Genomic DNA, 16,177 nt, shown 5'->3' on the forward strand with positions numbered 1-16,177 from the left:
CGCGATGCCCGCTCATCAGATCACCATCATCAACAAGCTGGGCCTGCACGCCCGCGCCGCCGCCAAATTCGTCGGTGTCGCCGGCAAATACCCTTGCCAGATCCGCGTCGGCCGCACTCCGGAAAGCATGGTCGATGGTAAGAGCATCATGGCCGTGATGATGCTCGCCGCCGGCAAAGGCACCGAAATCCACCTGCTGACCGAAGGCGATGACGAACACGCAGCGCTCGAGGGCCTGATCGAGCTGATCAACAACAGGTTTGATGAGGGGGAGTGATTCCCCTCTCTCCTCCTCCCCGCCTGCCAGCCCTCGACACCGAGGGCTTCAAGTGACTCCTCTCCCCCGCTCAAGCGTCTTTTTGCGCTGCTTGAGTCACATCTCAGATGTTCCAGCCGAATCCTTACACAGTTAGCGGAATTTTCTGACTTGATCGACGCAGCTGACGTCTCCTTAATGCTCGACTCCGACGTCCCGAACGTCATTCACTCCCTGACGCATTGACTAACGTGCACGCCGCGACAATGCTTTCGGCCAGCAGGACCTCAGGGGCCCACTTTCGACAGAGCTGCTCGATGACCTTTTCCGTCGCCATACCGCCGCCCAGTGACTGGTCCCGGTCGGAAAGAATGCTGATGTCCGGCAGCCTGCTCGCAGTGCTGGCGATCCTGGCCATCGTCGCGTCGCTGTTGTATCGCGAGTATGGCAATGCCACCGAAACGGCAGTGCGCTCGGCCAATAATGTGGTGCAGTTGATCGATGCGGATGTGCAGCGCAACGCCGATCTCTATGATATTTCGCTCAGGGGCATGATCGACGCATGGCAGATGCCCGAGGTCATGGCGATATCGCCTGCCCTGCGCCGGCAGGTGCTGTTCGATCGCTCCACCGCTGCGCCTTACAAGGGCGATCTGGTGATGCTCGACGAGAACGGCGCGATCGTTGCCGACTCCACCTCGGTAAAGCCCAGGCCCGACAACTTTGCCGACCGGCCTGGCTTTGAGTTTCATCGGGACAACCCGTCCCTGGCGCTGAAGGTGGATGGGCCGTTCAAGTCGCGCTGGGGTTTCAAGGACTGGTGCATCAGCTTCAGCCGCCGCATCCCCTCCCCTGACGGATCTTTCGTCGGCGTGGCTAGCGCGTCGATGCGTCTTTCCTACTTCAACCAATTGTTCCGCGGCCTGGATGTCGGGCGCAGCGGCACGATCAACCTGATCAACGCCCAAGGCATCCTGCTCGCCCGACAACCGGAAGGCGCGAATGCGAAGTTCATTGGCCAGGATTTCAGCCAGCAGCCCAACTTCCAGCGGATCATGAAAGAGATCAATGGCAGCTTTACCGCCCTCTCGGATTTCGACGATGAAAAGCGGCTGTACACCTTCTCCCGCGTAGGCGACCTGCCGCTGATCGTTGTGGTGGTTCAGTCCCGGGGCGAGGTCTATGCCGTGTGGAAGCGCAACGCGCTGCTGGTCGCAGGCGCCACCGGGCTGCTGTGCCTGGGCATTCTCTGGCTGTCTTCGCTGTTGGGCCGACAGTTGCGCCTGCGCCGTCGCGCCGAGCGCGGCCTGGCGAAACTGGCGTCCACCGACAGCCTGACCGGCCTTGCCAATCGCCGCCGGCTGGACGAAGCACTGAAACAGGAATGGGCTCGCAGCCTGCGCACCGGCCAGCCGCTGTCGCTGCTGATGATCGACGTCGACCACTTCAAGGCGTTCAACGATCGCCATGGGCATCACGGCGGCGATGACGCGCTGCGTAACGTCGCCCTGACCCTGGCGGCCAGCACGCGGCGACCGGGTGACCTCGCAGCGCGTTATGGCGGTGAAGAGTTCATGGTCGTGCTGCCGGAAACCGATCTGGACGGCGCCAGGGCCATGGCAGAGAAGATCCGCAGCGCCATCGAGTCACTGCCGCCCTTCGGCACGGACACCGCGCCCACGACCGTGAGCATCGGCGTGGCGACCCGCACCTCGGACATGGCCGGCACCCTGAACAGGTTACTCGCCGCCGCGGACAAGGCGCTCTACGAGGCCAAGCGCCTGGGACGCAATCGTGTCGAGCGGCCGCCCTCTCTGTCAGCTGAAACCGCATGAAAAAAGCGCCAGATCAACTGGCGCTTTTTTTATCGACCGTACAGCTAACGCAGGAAATCAGCTCGCCCGGCGAACCGAGTCACGCAGCGCCTTGACCTTGTCATGGTTGGCCTGCACGCCGGCCAGCTGACGCTGGATCAGGCTGACGACGTTGGTCGGCAGAGCTTTTTCCAAGGCCTTTTGCTGTGCGTCACGATAGGCTTTCAGCGCATGGTCTTCACCGCGTTCCACTTCATTGAGAATGGCCTCGTCGCTCTTGCCGGTCACGGCCGCTTTCAACTCGACCCACAGGCGATGCACCGTACCCGCGGCGCTGGAAGAGGTTTCTGGATCGCCGCCCAGTGCGCGGACTTCGGCCTGCAGCTCGCGTACGGCGGTGGCGCATTCGGAGGAGCGAGAAAGGAAGTAAGCCTTGATTTCAGGGTTCTTGATGTCTTCGGCGCTGGTGTGAAAACCTTTTTCGCCGTCCTTGCTGGTCTCGATCAGATCATTGAGTACCGAGATCGCTTCTTTGTTGATATCCGTCATTTTGAGTTTCCTTTCTGGCAGGTTGATCGAAGAGACAAATCACTCGATGACCACAGCGTTGCAGCGCCCGTGCCAGACTTTCAACAAAGATAAATACCATAAAAATCAGATAGTTAAAACGCACATGAAATTACGCAGCCGCGTGTTCTGCATGATCGGCAGGTTGGCCTGCATGCAGAATGCACGTATCTTGCCAGTTCATTCGAAAAGACCAACGGCGATGCCATGAACCCGGAAAAACTCAAACTGCTGGTCACCCGCGAGATGCCCTACGGCAAGTACAAGGGGCGCCTGCTGGCTGACCTGCCGGGCGATTACCTGAACTGGTTTGCCCGCAAGGGCTTTCCGGCTGGAGAACTGGGCGGCCTGCTGGCGCTGATGCACGAAATCGATCACAACGGCCTGTCGGCGCTGCTCGACCCGTTACGCACGCGCCCGCGCGAGCCGCTGAAGCAGAATGCGATCAAGACCCCGATTCGCTTCACGTAAAAAAAAGCGGCGTCCCCCTTGGAAGAAGACGCCGCTAAAGAGCTCGATGGAAAGCGAACTACAAAGGAGCGCTAACGATACGTGCCCGCACCGATCCCGGTGCGGTACATATGTATATCTGCCCTTGAAACTCAAAAAACAGGCAAAAAAAACGGTGCTCCCTGACCGGAGAACACCGTTAAAAAGCCATGCAACAACGACTTCTGTAGCAACACCCCAATGCATTGAACTCCATCGCTGAAGTCTGATTAAAACAGCCCCCGCTTGAACGGGAGCTGTCGCAGAATCGATGCAGGAGGTGTCAGCGATTCAATCAGTCGAACAGCGCCACTGCCTCGGCGGTGGCGTCGGTGATGCGACTCCACTCGCCGTTCTTGACCCAGGCGCTGTCGATCATCCAGGTACCGCCTACGCACATCACGTTGGGCAGTGCCATGTAGTTTTTCAGGTTGGCTGCGCTGACGCCGCCGGTCGGGCAGAAACGCACTTCCGGGAATGGACCGCCCAGCGCCTTGATCGCGCCTACACCGCCGCTGATTTCAGCCGGGAACAGCTTGAAGCGGCGATAGCCCAGGGCATAACCGATCATGATTTCCGACGCGCTGCTGATGCCCGGCAGCAGAGGCAGTTCGCTCTGCGCGCCGGCTTCCAGCAGATCCTGGGTGCTGCCCGGGGTCACGATGAATTGCGAGCCGGCTTCTTCCGAGGCCTTAAGCATGTGGCGATCCAGCACAGTGCCTGCGCCAACGCAGAGCTCCGGGCGCGCATCGCGCAGCATGCGAATGGCCTTGAGGCCGAACTCGGAGCGCAGGGTGATTTCCAGCGCGGTCAGGCCGCCTGCCGCCAGCGCGTCGGCCAGTGGCAGCACGTCCTGCTCGCGAGCAATGGTGATGACCGGAAGAATCTTCGCTTTCGCGCAGAGTTCGTCGATCTGGGCAACTTTGCTCGCCATGCTATTCAACGGTTGTGTCACTTGGGTTTTCTCCATGGCGGCTGATCCTTTGCTTATGGGCACCAGTAGATCTCTAAAGCCGGGTTGAGGAACGCACGGATCGGCATTTGGGCCAGGTCATCGCCCGCCAGTGCCGTGCGCAGTGTTTCCAGTTTCGCCTGCCCGGAAACGGACAGGATGGGCGTGCTGGCCGTCGCCAACAGCGCGCGGGTCATGGTCAGGCGCTGATGCGGCGTGCTCGGTGCCTGCATCGGCAGACAACGACGCGTGCTGTTGAGGTCCAGCGCCTCGGCCAGGTTCGGGCTGTCGGGAAACAGCGAAGCGGTATGGCCGTCGTCCCCCATGCCCAGCACCAGCACGTCGATCTTCGGCAAGTCCTTGAGCGCTTCGTCGGTGGCCGCAGCAGCTTCGTCCAGGGTCTGAGTCGGGCGATACAGGCTAAAGAAGCCCGCCTCGGCCGCCGGGCCCTGCAGCAAGTGGCGCTTGAGCAGGCCGGCATTGCTGTCGGCGTGCTCGGTCGGCACCCAGCGCTCGTCCGCCAGGCTGATCACCACCCGCGACCATTTGATCGGCTTCTGCGCCAACGCCTGAAAGAACGCCACCGGGCTCTTGCCGCCGGACACCACCAGCGTGGCAGTACCGTAAGGGTTGTTTTCAATGGCCGATGCCAGACGCAAGGCCACGTGATCGGCCAGCGCAGTGGCCAGCAGTTCTGGGTTATCGAACTCCAGGGCCTTCAGACCCGCTGGAAATTCAAGTTCACATATCGCCATACCAGGACCTCCCGTCACGAGTAATGAGCGCAATGGAGCTCATCGGCCCCCAGGAGCCTGCCGCATAAGGCTTGGGCGCGTCGCCCGCCTTTTTCCAGCCAGCGATCAGTTGGTCGCACCATTGCCACGCGTACTCGATTTCATCTTTGCGGACAAACAGGTTCTGATTGCCGCGCATGACCTCCAACAACAACCGCTCGTAGGCGTCCGGGACGCGCGAGCTGTGGTAGGCGTCGGAGAAGCTCAGTTGCAGGGGCGTGCTGCGCAACTGCATGCCCTTGTCCAGCCCCTGATCCTTGGTCATCACCTGCAACGAAATGCCTTCATCAGGCTGCAGACGGATGATCAGGCGGTTGCTGATCTGCATCCGCTGTTCCGGGGCGAAGATGTAGTGCGGCGGTTCCTTGAAGTGGATCACGATCTGCGACAGCTTCTGCGGCATGCGCTTGCCGGTGCGCAGATAGAACGGAACCCCCGCCCAACGCCAGTTGCGGATGTCGGCGCGAATGGCGACGAAGGTTTCGGTGTCGCTCTGGGTGTTGGAGTTTTCCTCCTCCAGATAACCGGGAACCGGCTTGCCTTCGCTGTAACCGGCGATGTACTGGCCGCGCACTACTTGAGTGGCCAGACGCTCCGGCGTGAACGGCACCAGCGCCTTGAGCACCTTGACCTTCTCGTCGCGAATGCTGTCGGCAGACAGGTCACTCGGCGGGTCCATCGCAATCAGGCACAGCAGCTGCAGCAGGTGGTTCTGCACCATGTCGCGCAACTGCCCGGCCTGGTCGAAGTAACCCCAGCGGCCCTCAATGCCCACTTTCTCCGCCACGGTAATCTCGACGTGAGAAATGTAGTTCTGGTTCCACTGGGTTTCGAACAGGCTGTTGGCAAAACGCAGTGCGATGAGGTTCTGCACCGTGTCCTTGCCCAGATAATGGTCGATCCGGTAGACGCGGTTTTCCGGCAGGAATTTGGCCACGGCATCGTTGACCCGGCGCGAAGACGCCAGATCGTGGCCGATCGGTTTTTCCAGCACCGCACGGGTGCGCTCGGTCAGGCCGACCAGGGCGAGGTTTTCGCAGATCGCGCCATAAACCGAAGCCGGCGTGGCGAAGTAGGCGATCATGGTCTGGGCATCGCCCACCACCTCGGCCAGGCCGACGTAATCTTCGCCCTTGAGGAAGTCCACGTGCAGGTAGCTCAGGCGCGCCTGAAAACGCTCCACGTGCTCGGCTTCAAGCTGGCTTTCGGGGACGAAGCGGCGCAGGTTCTTGTCGATGTAGGCCAGATGCTCTTCTGGCGTGCCCGCTTCACGGGCCAGGGCAAGAATTCGGGTCTCGGCATGCAGCAGTCCAGCACGATCGAGCTGGTACAACGCAGGGAACAGCTTGCGCACTGCCAGATCGCCCAGGGCGCCGAACAAGGCGAAAGTGCACGGTTCAACCGTAATCGAGAGCATAATGTTTGTTCTTTTATCAAGTTAGACTACAAATACCTTTTTTAAAGGCGTTACTCAAGGCCAAATGTAGTAATAACCACAACATTTCTTCGAAAAGCACATTACAGTGGTGATCACTCAAGGCCCTCAGTACGATAGGCCACCTTTGCTACAGGCTAAAGGCCCATGTCGTTACCTTTACACTTACGGCCTTGTGATTCGCCTGTTTGCCGCTTCTGAGAAGGATTTTGAATGGAACGCGTACGCAATCTTCTGGAGCAGATCCAGAGTCGTCTTGAGGAGTTGAACAAGGCCGAGCGCAAAGTTGCCGAGGTGATTCTGAGCAATCCCCAGCAGGCGACCCGCTTCAGCATTGCCGCCCTCGCCCAGGCCGCCAAGGTCAGCGAGCCGACCGTCAATCGCTTCTGCCGCTCGTTCGATGTCAGCGGCTACCCCGAACTCAAGCTGCAACTGGCGCAGAGCCTGGCCAGCGGCGCGGCCTACGTCAGCCGTGCAGTGGAGGCCGACGACAATCCCGAGGCCTACACCCGCAAAATCTTCGCCAGCGCCATCGCCTCGCTGGACAGCGTCTGCCAGGTGCTCGATCCGGTGCTGGTCAGCAAGGCCGTGGACCTGCTGATCCAGGCGCGGCAGATCCACTTCTTCGGCCTTGGCGCTTCTGCGCCTGTCGCCATCGACGCGCAGCACAAGTTCTTCCGTTTCAACCTCGCGGTGACGGCCCACGCCGACGTGCTGATGCAGCGCATGCTGGCGTCGGTGGCTCACACCGGCGAGCTGTTCGTGATCATTTCCTACACCGGCCGCACCCGCGAGCTGGTGGAAGTCGCGCGCCTGGCCCGGGAAAACGGCGCATCGGTGCTGGGCCTCACCGCTGCCAATTCGCCACTGGCCAAGGCCAGCACCCTGAGCCTGAACATCCCGTTGCCCGAAGACACCGACATCTATATGCCGATGACCTCGCGCATCGTCCAGCTGACCGTGCTCGACGTCCTGGCCACCGGCATGACCCTGCGCCGCGGCGTGGATTTCCAGCCGCACCTGCGCAAGATCAAGGAAAGCCTGAACGCGAGCCGGTATCCGGTGGATGATGAGTTGAGTTGAGTTGAGTTGAGTTGGGCCTGGCTTGAAATTGCTACTGGATGCCCTGTCGGGCCATTCGCGAGCAAGCTCGCTCCCACATTTTTTGCAACGTGCCATGGCCTGATGGATTCCCTATTTAGACTGGTGCTTAGCCTGGAGGCTCGAGTCGGTCACCAAAGGCGGTCAAGGTGATCTGTCAGAATGTGGCACGTTGCAACAAATGTGGGAGCGAGCTTGCTCGCGAATGGCCCGACAGGGCATCCATGTAGCAATCCCCAGCCCCCCTCCCCAATCACCCTCAAAAAAACAAACCAACCCCATAAAAAAACGGGCAGCCAGGCTGCCCGCAAAGCACACACGACCCTTGATCGTTTGTGAAGCACATCAGAGAGAGTGCGGCGCGCAGGAGCGGTACGCGCCGCAGGTGACACCTTAGAACTTGGTCTGCAGCTTGATGCCGGCAACCAAGGCGTTGTCCACGTGGTCGGTACCACCTGGATGCACCACGTATTGCAGGTTAGGACGCACGGTCAGCCAGTCGGTGACGTGTACGCCGTAGTAGATCTCCGAGTTGTACTCGGTGGTCTGGATCGGCAGGTAGTTCGGGTTGTCGAAGTCGTCGATGCCGTTCAGCTGGTTGATCAGGCGAGCGCGGTCACGCACGTTGTCGTTGACGTGGATACGCGACACACCCACACCGATGTCGTCTTTCGGACGTGCATCGAACGGGCCCTTGAAGACCAGACCGACGTTCTGGAAGTTGTCGACGAAGTTGGTGGCCTTGTCATGCACGGTGGCGTTGAAGAACACGCTCATGCCGCGCGAGGCATCGCCGCCGACGGTGGTCAGTTGCTGCTGAGCCACGAACCACCAGCCATGCTTGCTGCCATGGGACTTGAAGTCGTTGCCGGTGATCGCCTGAGGCTGACCGTTGACGTCGTCTTTCAGGTCATCGGCGCTCGGGCTGCTGTAGTACCAGCCCAGGCGGTATTCGCCTGGCAGCGAGTTGACGGTTGGCGACCACACCACTTCCACCGGAACCAGCGTGCCCTTGGCACCGCTGCCGCTGAGCTTGAAGCCGTTGCCGGTTTCCAGGTAGGACGGGTTCTGCTCGTACACACCGACCTGCGCGAAGAACTCTGGGGTGATGTTGTATTTCACGCGAACGGCCCACTGGCTCACTGGCCAGTTGTACCAGGTGTTCACGTAGTTCGCCGCCTGGGTGCCGCAGAAGGTCAGGTTCTGGAAGTCGCAAGGGAAGCTGCCGAAGTCTTCGCCCTCGCCCATACGGCCGAGTTTGACGTCCAGCGCGCCGTCGAAGTACTTCTGCTTGTACCACATCTGGGTCAGGCGCCAGGTCTGGCCACGGCCCCAGACTTCCTGCGAGGAGCTCAAGGTGCCGATGCGCGGGTCGCCCAGACGATCGTTGGAGATGTTGTTACCGCTACGCTCGGTGATGGTCAGCTTGAACTCGGCGTCCTTGATCCCGAAGGCCTTGTCCAGGTCGATCTGGGTGCCGATGGCGAACTGGTCACTGTAACGCGCCGTCTTGTCGTGGTTATAGCCGCCCTTGACGTTGGCACCCATCTCGCCAACGTACTCCAGGTTGAAGTCATAACCCTTGTCGTGCAGCTCTTTGCGCAGACCGCCCCAGTCGCCGGTCATGTGCTCGTTGGCATTGAACGGCTCGAGCGCGAACGCCGAACCCGACATCGTCAAGGCCCCCAAGACAGAGAGTCCACCGACCAGGCGGAACTGGCCAAGCGATTTGCCTTTTACCTTCTTCATCCCTTAATCCTCGTTTTATTGTTATTAGCTCTAGAACAGCGTTGTAACCACTTGCCTCGTGTGCCTGAAGGGCCGTTCTTACGGCAGAAAACCGCCCTTCACAGGTGCTCTTTCACGCAGTGCTCCTGCGCGCCGGGTTGCGCTCAGTTGCGATTGATACGAGTGACATTGCTCATGCCCTGTCCGGGCTCAGACTTTCCCAGCCTGCCCAGACGCTCCCCGGTCTTGGCATCGAACAGCAACACCTTGGCCGGATCGAATTGCAGGGTCAGGGTTTCGCCCACCGCCGGCGCCACATCCGGGGCCAGGCGGCAGCAGACCTTGCTGTCGTTGAGCGTGACGAAAACCAGCGTGTCAGGCCCCGTCGGCTCGGTGACCTGGACTTCAGCGCGGATGGTCGGCATCCCGGAAGACTCACCGGACGCTAACACGATCTGTTCGGGGCGAAGGCCCAGAATCACCTCACGGTCTTCCAGCCCCGCATCGCTCATGTTCATCGGTAGTTCGCAACGCGCCTGGCCGCTGTCGAGCAGCGCCACCAGCCGCCCGTCCTTGCGTTGCAGGCGCAGCGGAATGAAGTTCATGGGCGGCGAGCCGATGAAGCTGGCGACGAACAGATTGGCCGGATCGTTGTAGATGTCCTTGGGCGTACCGAACTGCTGAATGATGCCGTCCTTCATGACCGCCACCTTGTCGCCCAGGGTCATCGCTTCGATCTGGTCGTGGGTCACGTAGACCGTGGTGGTCTTCAGGCGCTGGTGCATCAGTTTCATTTCGGTGCGCATCTCGACCCGCAGCTTGGCGTCGAGGTTGGACAGCGGTTCGTCGAACAGGTAGATCTTCGGCCGGCGGGCCAGCGCCCGGCCCATGGCCACCCGCTGTTGCTGGCCACCGGAGAGCTGGCCCGGCTTGCGATTGAGCAGGTGTTCGATCTGCAGCAGCTTGGCCACGCGCGCCACTTCAGCGTCGATGTCGGCCTGGCTCATCTTGCGGATCTTCAGGCCGAACTCGATGTTCTCGCGCACGCTCATGGTCGGGTACAGCGCGTAGGACTGGAACACCATGGCGATGTCGCGATCCTTGGGGCTCATGCCGCTGACGTCCTGGTCGCCGATCATGATCGCGCCGCCGGTGATGTTCTCCAGGCCCGCGATGCAGTTCATCAGGGTCGACTTACCGCAGCCTGAAGGCCCGACCAGAATCAGGAATTCGCCATCCTTGATCGACAGTTCGATGTTCTTCAGGGTGTCCGGCAGGCCGGTCCCGTAAGTCTTGTTTACATTGCGAAGTTCGAGCGTTGCCATGATTACCCCTTGACTGCGCCGGCCGTCAGCCCGCGCACGAAATACTTGCCTGCGACCACGTAGACCAGCAGGGTCGGCAGACCCGCGATCATCGCGGCCGCCATATCAACGTTGTATTCCTTGACCCCGGTACTGGTGTTGACCAGGTTGTTCAGCGCCACCGTGATGGGCTGCGAATCACCGCTGGAGAACACCACACCGAACAGGAAGTCGTTCCAGATCTGAGTGAACTGCCAGATCAGGCAGACCATGATGATCGGGGTCGACATCGGCAGAATGATCCGCCGGAAAATGGTGAAGAAACCGGCACCGTCCAGGCGCGCAGCCTTGACCAGCGCATCGGGAATGCTCACGTAGTAGTTGCGAAAGAACAGCGTGGTGAAGGCCAGGCCGTAGACCACGTGGACAAACACCAGGCCTGTGGTGGTGCTGGCCAGGCCCATCTTGCCGAGGGTGAACGAGGCTGGCAGCAGGACGGTCTGGAACGGCAGGAAGCAGCCGAACAGCAACAGGCCGAAGAACAGCTGCGAGCCACGGAAACGCCACATCGACAACACGTAGCCGTTCAACGCGCCGATAGCGGTGGAGATCAGCACTGCCGGAACGGTGATCAGGATCGAGTTCAGGAAGTAGCCCTTGACCGTCGCCCAGGCCTTGATCCAGCCGATGGCGGTGATTTCGGTGGGCCAGCTCAGCAGGTTGCCGGTGCCGATGTCTTCAGGCGACTTGAAGCTGGTGAGCAGCATCACCACCAGCGGCACCAGGTAGATCAGCACGGCGCCGATCAGCACCGCGTAGATCGCGATACGGCTCAGGCTCAGTGAAGGTTTGTCGGCGAGACTAGTCATGACGCTTGGTCCTCAGCTCGGAATACAGGTAAGGCACGAGGATCGCGAGAATCGCACCGAGCATCAGGATCGCACTGGCCGAGCCCATACCCATCTGGCCGCGGCTGAAGGTGAACGAGTACATGAACATCGCTGGCAGGTCAGAGGAGTAACCCGGACCACCGGCGGTCATCGCCGCCACCAGGTCGAAGCTCTTGATCGCGATGTGCGCCAGAATCATCACCGCACTGAAGAACACCGGACGCAGGCTGGGCAGCACCACTTTCCAGTAGATCTTGGGCATGCTCGCGCCATCGATCTGCGCGGCACGGATGATCGACTGATCGACGCCGCGCAGGCCCGCCAGGAACATCGCCATGATAAAGCCCGAGGCTTGCCACACAGCCGCGATGACCAGGCAATAGACCACGCGATCCGGATCGATCAGCCAGTCCAGGCGGAAGCCTTCCCAGCCCCAGTCACGCAGCAGTTTGTCCAGGCCCATACCCGGGTTGAGTAGCCATTTCCAGGCGGTACCGGTGACGATCATCGACAGCGCCATCGGGTACAGGTAAATGGTGCGGATAAAACCTTCTCGGCGGATACGCTGGTCGAGAAACACCGCCAGCAACACGCCGACCACCAGGCTGATGGCGATGAACATGCCACCGAAGACCGCCAGGTTCTTGCTCGCCACCCACCAGCGATCGTTGTCGAACAGACGGGCATATTGCGCCAGCCCCACGAACTTGTAGGACGGCAGGAAAGTCGAGTTGGTGAACGACAGCACGAACGTCCACAGGATATAGCCGTAGAAGCCCACCAGAACGATGAACATGCTCGGGGCCAGCACCAGTTTGGGTAGCCAGCGCTGCAAGGCATCGAACGGCGAGGCTTTGCTGAAGACAGCAACAGAACTCATGGTGAAATCCAGTACAGAAAGTGACGATTACGAGCGTGCATCCTGTGGGAGTGAGCTTGCTCACTAAGGCGGTTTGCCTGATGGAACATCAGGGGCTGACATTCCGCTTTCGTGAGCAAGCTCCCTCCCACAGGGAATTGCGGTGCTATAACTTACTTGGCAGCCTTGATCGCAGCGCCCAGCTTCTTCGCCGCGTCGGCCGGATCGGCTTTCGGGTCGTTGATGTAGTTGGTCACGACGTCAAAGAACGCGCCCTGCACGGCCAGGGTGGTGGCCATGTTGTGAGCCATGCTCGGTTGCAGGCCGCCGGTCTTGGCGTCTGCCAGGAAGTCCTTGGCGGCGGTCTGGGCGCAGGAGTCGAAACCGTACTTGCCCATGTCAGCCAGCATGTCGTTGCGCACCGGGATCGAACCCTTGTTGATGCTGAAGACTTTCTGGAAGTTCTCGCCCAGCACGACCTTGGCGATGTCCTGCTGACCAGCCGCGGTGCCTTTGTCTTTCTGCTTGAACACGGCCAGGGAGTCGATGTTGTAGGTGAAGGCCTTGTCGGTGCCCGGGAAGGCCACGCACTCGTAGTCCTTGCCGGCGACTTTCTTGGCCGCGGTCCATTCGGACTTGGCCCAGTCACCCATGATCTGCATGCCGGCCTTGCCGTTGATGACCTTGGCCGCTTCCAGGTTCCAGTCTTGGCCCTTGCCGTCCGGGTCCATGTAGGTGGCGACTTTCTTCAGTTCAGTCAGCGTCTTGACCATGTCAGGACCGGTCAGCGCGCCGTTGTCCAGGTCAACCAGCGCTTTCTTGTAGCCGTCGGCGCCCATCACAGAGAGCACCACCGCTTCGAAAACGGTGCTGTCCTGCCAAGGCTGACCGCCGTGGGCCAGCGGGATGAAACCGGCTTTCTTCAGCTTGTCGCCAGCGGCGTAGAATTCTTCGAGGGTAGTCGGGGCTTTTTCGATACCGGCTTTCTTGAAGACTTCCGGGTTGATCCACAGCCAGTTCACGCGGTGGATGTTCACCGGTACGGCTACGTAATTACCGTCGTACTTCACGGTATCGGAGACTTTCTTGTCCAGGACGCTGTCCCACTTCTCTTCCTTGGCAGTGCCCTCGAGCACCTCGGTGTCGAGCAGGCCAGTGGATGCCCACTCCTGAATGTCCGGGCCCTTGATCTGGGCGACGCCAGGCGGGTTGCCGGCCACGGCGCGGGATTTCAGCACGGTCATGGCGGTCGAACCGCCGCCACCGGCTACGGCGCCGTCCTTCCAGGTGAAACCGTCTTTTTCGACCTGGGCCTTGAGCACATCGACAGCAGCCTTTTCGCCACCGGACGTCCACCAGTGGACCACTTCGACAGTGCCTTTGGAATCAGCGGCAATAGCGCTCAGAGGGAACAACGAGGCGAGAGAAACGAGTGCGGCGAGACGAGTAATCGAATTCATCAATTTGACCTTTATTGTTGTTATGCATGAGCAAGTCTTGGTGCTTGCGCTGCATGGATGATAAACAACGGGATAGAGCCGTCGGTAACGAAGGGATGCGCGAGTGTCACAGGTTTGTGACATTCGAATTCCAACTTTCACGCACCTGTTACGGCCTTTAATCGCTGTGGGAGTGAGCTTGCTCACGAATCCGGACTGCCGGCCGCTGATGATGCAGGAATGCAGCGGTCTCTTCGTGAGCAAGCTCACTCCCACAGAGGTTTAGGCCAGTCAGTGATTTGATTTCAATCCGCTACGCGGGGCAGGAACAGCGTTACGCGCAACCCGCCCTCGCGCAGGTTCTGCAACGTCACTTCGCCGCCATGGCTGTGGGCGATGTTGCGCGCGATGCCCAGCCCCAGGCCGTAGCCCTGTTGCTGCTTGCCCGCCAGACGAAAATGCGGCTCGAAGACCTGCTCCAGACGCTGCTCCGGAACCCCCGGCCCCTCGTCGTCGACATGCAGGATGAAGGCCTCGGCATCGTCCTCGACGAACAGGTGCGCCTTGTCGCCGTACTTGATGGCGTTGTCGATCAGGTTGCCCATGCAGCGCCGCAACGCCAGCGGCTTGCCGTAGAACATCGACATCGCCTTGCCCTGCAACGTGACCCGGCCACCGCCGGCTGGCGCCAGGTACGGTTCGATCAGGCAGTCCAGCGCGTGGTTCAGATCCACCGGCTCGATGTTCTCGTGAATGTCGGTGTCCTTCACGCATTGCAGCGCGCCCTTGACCAGCAGTTCGAGCTCATCCAGATCGCGGGTGAACTTGGTCTGCATCGCCTCGTCTTCGAGCAGTTCGACGCGCAATCTCAGGCGCGTGATCGGCGTGCGCAAATCGTGGGAAATGGCGCTGAACAGCTGCCCGCGTTCGGTGAGGTAACGACTGATGCGCTCGCGCATGGTGTTGAACGCGCGGGTCACTTCGACCACCTCGCTGCCGCCGCCCTCCACCACCGGTTCCACGTCAGCGCCCAGAGAAAGGTCCCGCGCGGCGTGGGCCAGGCGCTTGAGCGGGCCGCTCTGCCAGTGCACCAACAGGCCGATGAACACCAGCAGAAAGATACTCGTCAGGGCGATGAACCAGACCTGCTGCGATGGCAGGCCTTCTTCTTCGAGCATGGTGTAGGGCTCGGGCAACAGCGAGGCGATGTACAGCCATTCGCCCGGCGACAGCTCGATCTGAGTGACCAGCACCGGCGGGTTCACCGGCTCCAGCGTCAGCGCGTAGTGCGCCCAGGAGCGCGGCAGCTCATCGAGCTTCAGGCCGCTGTTGAAGATGCGCAGATCTTCCGGGCGCACGAAGCGCACGAGGATGTCGGGGTCGGCCCCCAGGTTCTGCCGCAGCACCTGGCCCACTACGTTGATCACCGCCGACTTGCGCACCGTGGGCTCAAGCACCTGCATGTCCAATGGGCGATCATTGAGCGAGACGAAGAACCGCGTCCCGCCCATGCTGCGCAACTGGTCGAGAACCATCGGGCGAAACGCCACCGGCAGCGAGCGGAAGTAACTGACGCTGGCCGCCATGGAAAAACCCAGGCTGCGGGCGCTGGTAATCAGCCCTTCCATCTGCGTGGCGCGCAACTGCGACAGCCAGATCAGGCTGGACAGCGTCTGGGCCAGCAATACCGCCAACAGCGTCAGCAACAGCATGCGCCCCAGCAGCGAGCGCGGCACCGGCAGGCGGCGTTTTTTCTCGGGCGCCATCAACGATCAGTAACCATTGCCCGCTTGCGGCAGCACGTTGGCCGCCAGCAGATAGCCGCTGCCGCGCACCGTGCGAATCAGCCGTGGCGCCTTGCCGGTGTCACGCAGACGCTGGCGCAGGCGGCTCACCGCCATGTCGACGATGCGCTCCAGCGGCATCAGCTCGCGGCCGCGGGTGGCGTTGCCGATGGTGTCGCGGTCGAGGATCTGCTGCGGGTTGTCGAGAAACAGTTTGAGCAGGGCGAAGTCGGCGCCAGAGAGAATCACCTCTTCGCCATCGTTGTGGAACAGCCTGTGGCTGACCATGTCCAGCCGCCACTCGTCGAACACCAGCACCTCGCCCGCCGCGCGCTCCTGGCCGAATTGCGCCCGGCGCAGCAGCGCCTTGATCCGCGCCTGCAACTCACGCGGGCTGAAGGGCTTGGCCATGTAGTCGTCGGCCCCCAGCTCCAGGCCAATGACGCGGTCGGCCTCGTCGGAACTGGCGGTGAGCATGATGATCGGCACATGGGGCTGGCGCGGATGCTGGCGGACCCAACGGCACAGGCTGAAGCCGTCTTCGTCGGGCAGCATGACATCGAGAATCAGCAGGTCACTGGGCTCGTCATTGAACGCCTGACGAAACTCGGCCCCGTCACCCACCGTGCGCACCTGGAAGCCCGAGCGGCTCAGGTAGGCTTGCAGCAACTCGCGAATCTCCTGGTCGTCATCGACCACCAGAATCGATTTACTGACAGCGTTCACTTTGGTCGTCCTTGTAAGCACTGAGATTATTGTTGTTAG

The 16,177-nt window shown here is 60.8% G+C and carries 15 protein-coding genes; 4 read left to right on the plus strand and 11 right to left on the minus strand.

Annotated features, from left to right (window positions below):
• Nucleotides 1-4: 4 nt before the first annotated feature.
• Entirely contained in the window at nucleotides 5-277 is a 273-nt protein-coding gene (locus AC1MEK_RS05240) for an HPr family phosphocarrier protein (protein ID WP_480395191.1), read from the plus strand.
• Between the two features lie 350 nt (nucleotides 278-627).
• Nucleotides 628-2,091 carry a sensor domain-containing diguanylate cyclase gene (locus AC1MEK_RS05245; protein ID WP_480395276.1) on the plus strand — a complete coding sequence of 488 codons (1,464 nt, stop codon included), beginning with the start codon at nucleotides 628-630 and terminating at the stop codon, nucleotides 2,089-2,091.
• A 57-nt stretch (nucleotides 2,092-2,148) separates the two neighbouring features.
• Here the strand turns inward: AC1MEK_RS05245 and AC1MEK_RS05250 are convergent, their stop codons facing one another.
• A complete protein-coding gene (locus tag AC1MEK_RS05250) occupies nucleotides 2,149-2,619 on the minus strand; it encodes a PA2169 family four-helix-bundle protein (RefSeq protein WP_480395192.1) in 471 nt (156 codons plus the stop codon).
• A 225-nt stretch (nucleotides 2,620-2,844) separates the two neighbouring features.
• Between AC1MEK_RS05250 and AC1MEK_RS05255 the strand changes: the two genes are divergently transcribed.
• Nucleotides 2,845-3,108, plus strand: coding sequence for a DUF3820 family protein (locus tag AC1MEK_RS05255; RefSeq protein ID WP_480395193.1), 264 nt, complete (start codon nucleotides 2,845-2,847; stop codon nucleotides 3,106-3,108).
• Nucleotides 3,109-3,421: 313 nt separating this feature from the next.
• Here AC1MEK_RS05255 and AC1MEK_RS05260 read toward each other — a convergent pair whose 3' ends face one another.
• Genes AC1MEK_RS05260 through zwf form a run of 3 tightly spaced genes read right to left on the minus strand, consistent with a single transcriptional unit; the run spans nucleotide 3,422 to nucleotide 6,289 of the window.
• A complete protein-coding gene (locus AC1MEK_RS05260; protein ID WP_480395194.1) occupies nucleotides 3,422-4,096 on the minus strand; it encodes a bifunctional 4-hydroxy-2-oxoglutarate aldolase/2-dehydro-3-deoxy-phosphogluconate aldolase in 675 nt (224 codons plus the stop codon).
• A gap of 17 nt (nucleotides 4,097-4,113) precedes the next feature.
• Nucleotides 4,114-4,833, minus strand: a complete 720-nt coding sequence (pgl, locus tag AC1MEK_RS05265) for a 6-phosphogluconolactonase (RefSeq protein WP_480395195.1) — start codon at nucleotides 4,831-4,833, stop codon at nucleotides 4,114-4,116.
• Complete coding sequence (zwf, locus tag AC1MEK_RS05270) at nucleotides 4,820-6,289, minus strand: glucose-6-phosphate dehydrogenase (protein WP_480395196.1); 1,470 nt, start codon at nucleotides 6,287-6,289, stop codon at nucleotides 4,820-4,822. Before zwf ends, pgl begins: the two co-directional genes overlap by 14 nt.
• Before the next feature lie 231 nt (nucleotides 6,290-6,520).
• Here zwf and AC1MEK_RS05275 point away from each other — a divergent pair, with 231 nt between their 5' ends.
• Entirely contained in the window at nucleotides 6,521-7,390 is an 870-nt protein-coding gene (locus AC1MEK_RS05275) for a MurR/RpiR family transcriptional regulator (protein WP_480395197.1), read from the plus strand.
• A gap of 411 nt (nucleotides 7,391-7,801) precedes the next feature.
• On the opposite strand, the gene AC1MEK_RS05280 is transcribed toward AC1MEK_RS05275, so the two are convergent.
• From AC1MEK_RS05280 to AC1MEK_RS05310, 7 genes are all read right to left on the minus strand, one after another.
• Nucleotides 7,802-9,157 (minus strand): carbohydrate porin, encoded by a 1,356-nt coding sequence (locus AC1MEK_RS05280; protein ID WP_480395198.1) that lies wholly within the window; start codon nucleotides 9,155-9,157, stop codon nucleotides 7,802-7,804.
• Nucleotides 9,158-9,300: 143 nt separating this feature from the next.
• On the minus strand, nucleotides 9,301-10,461 hold the full coding sequence (locus tag AC1MEK_RS05285) for an ABC transporter ATP-binding protein (protein ID WP_480395199.1): 1,161 nt from the start codon (nucleotides 10,459-10,461) through the stop codon (nucleotides 9,301-9,303).
• A 2-nt stretch (nucleotides 10,462-10,463) separates the two neighbouring features.
• Nucleotides 10,464-11,309 (minus strand): carbohydrate ABC transporter permease, encoded by an 846-nt coding sequence (locus AC1MEK_RS05290; protein ID WP_480395200.1) that lies wholly within the window; start codon nucleotides 11,307-11,309, stop codon nucleotides 10,464-10,466.
• On the minus strand, nucleotides 11,302-12,210 hold the full coding sequence (locus tag AC1MEK_RS05295; protein ID WP_480395201.1) for a carbohydrate ABC transporter permease: 909 nt from the start codon (nucleotides 12,208-12,210) through the stop codon (nucleotides 11,302-11,304). The genes AC1MEK_RS05290 and AC1MEK_RS05295 overlap by 8 nt, the downstream gene beginning before the upstream one ends.
• Nucleotides 12,211-12,362: 152 nt before the next feature.
• Nucleotides 12,363-13,649, minus strand: coding sequence for an ABC transporter substrate-binding protein (locus tag AC1MEK_RS05300; RefSeq protein WP_480395202.1), 1,287 nt, complete (start codon nucleotides 13,647-13,649; stop codon nucleotides 12,363-12,365).
• A gap of 284 nt (nucleotides 13,650-13,933) precedes the next feature.
• On the minus strand, nucleotides 13,934-15,394 hold the full coding sequence (locus AC1MEK_RS05305; protein ID WP_480395203.1) for an ATP-binding protein: 1,461 nt from the start codon (nucleotides 15,392-15,394) through the stop codon (nucleotides 13,934-13,936).
• 6 nt (nucleotides 15,395-15,400) lie between these two features.
• Nucleotides 15,401-16,138, minus strand: a complete 738-nt coding sequence (locus AC1MEK_RS05310; protein WP_480395204.1) for a response regulator — start codon at nucleotides 16,136-16,138, stop codon at nucleotides 15,401-15,403.
• Nucleotides 16,139-16,177 lie beyond the last annotated feature (39 nt).

This window comes from Pseudomonas sp. 2 (genome assembly GCF_056627435.1).

Bases quoted from the DNA above. Each gene is read 5' to 3' on its own strand.
- AC1MEK_RS05240 (WP_480395191.1), top strand. From the start codon at position 5: ATGCCCGCTCATCAGATCACCATCATCAACAAGCTGGGCCTGCACGCC.
- AC1MEK_RS05245 (WP_480395276.1), top strand. From the start codon at position 628: ATGCTGATGTCCGGCAGCCTGCTCGCAGTGCTGGCGATCCTGGCCATC.
- AC1MEK_RS05250 (WP_480395192.1), bottom strand. From the start codon at position 2,619: ATGACGGATATCAACAAAGAAGCGATCTCGGTACTCAATGATCTGATC.
- AC1MEK_RS05255 (WP_480395193.1), top strand. From the start codon at position 2,845: ATGAACCCGGAAAAACTCAAACTGCTGGTCACCCGCGAGATGCCCTAC.
- AC1MEK_RS05260 (WP_480395194.1), bottom strand. From the start codon at position 4,096: ATGGAGAAAACCCAAGTGACACAACCGTTGAATAGCATGGCGAGCAAA.
- pgl (WP_480395195.1), bottom strand. From the start codon at position 4,833: ATGGCGATATGTGAACTTGAATTTCCAGCGGGTCTGAAGGCCCTGGAG.
- zwf (WP_480395196.1), bottom strand. From the start codon at position 6,289: ATGCTCTCGATTACGGTTGAACCGTGCACTTTCGCCTTGTTCGGCGCC.
- AC1MEK_RS05275 (WP_480395197.1), top strand. From the start codon at position 6,521: ATGGAACGCGTACGCAATCTTCTGGAGCAGATCCAGAGTCGTCTTGAG.
- AC1MEK_RS05280 (WP_480395198.1), bottom strand. From the start codon at position 9,157: ATGAAGAAGGTAAAAGGCAAATCGCTTGGCCAGTTCCGCCTGGTCGGT.
- AC1MEK_RS05285 (WP_480395199.1), bottom strand. From the start codon at position 10,461: ATGGCAACGCTCGAACTTCGCAATGTAAACAAGACTTACGGGACCGGC.
- AC1MEK_RS05290 (WP_480395200.1), bottom strand. From the start codon at position 11,309: ATGACTAGTCTCGCCGACAAACCTTCACTGAGCCTGAGCCGTATCGCG.
- AC1MEK_RS05295 (WP_480395201.1), bottom strand. From the start codon at position 12,210: ATGAGTTCTGTTGCTGTCTTCAGCAAAGCCTCGCCGTTCGATGCCTTG.
- AC1MEK_RS05300 (WP_480395202.1), bottom strand. From the start codon at position 13,649: ATGAATTCGATTACTCGTCTCGCCGCACTCGTTTCTCTCGCCTCGTTG.
- AC1MEK_RS05305 (WP_480395203.1), bottom strand. From the start codon at position 15,394: ATGGCGCCCGAGAAAAAACGCCGCCTGCCGGTGCCGCGCTCGCTGCTG.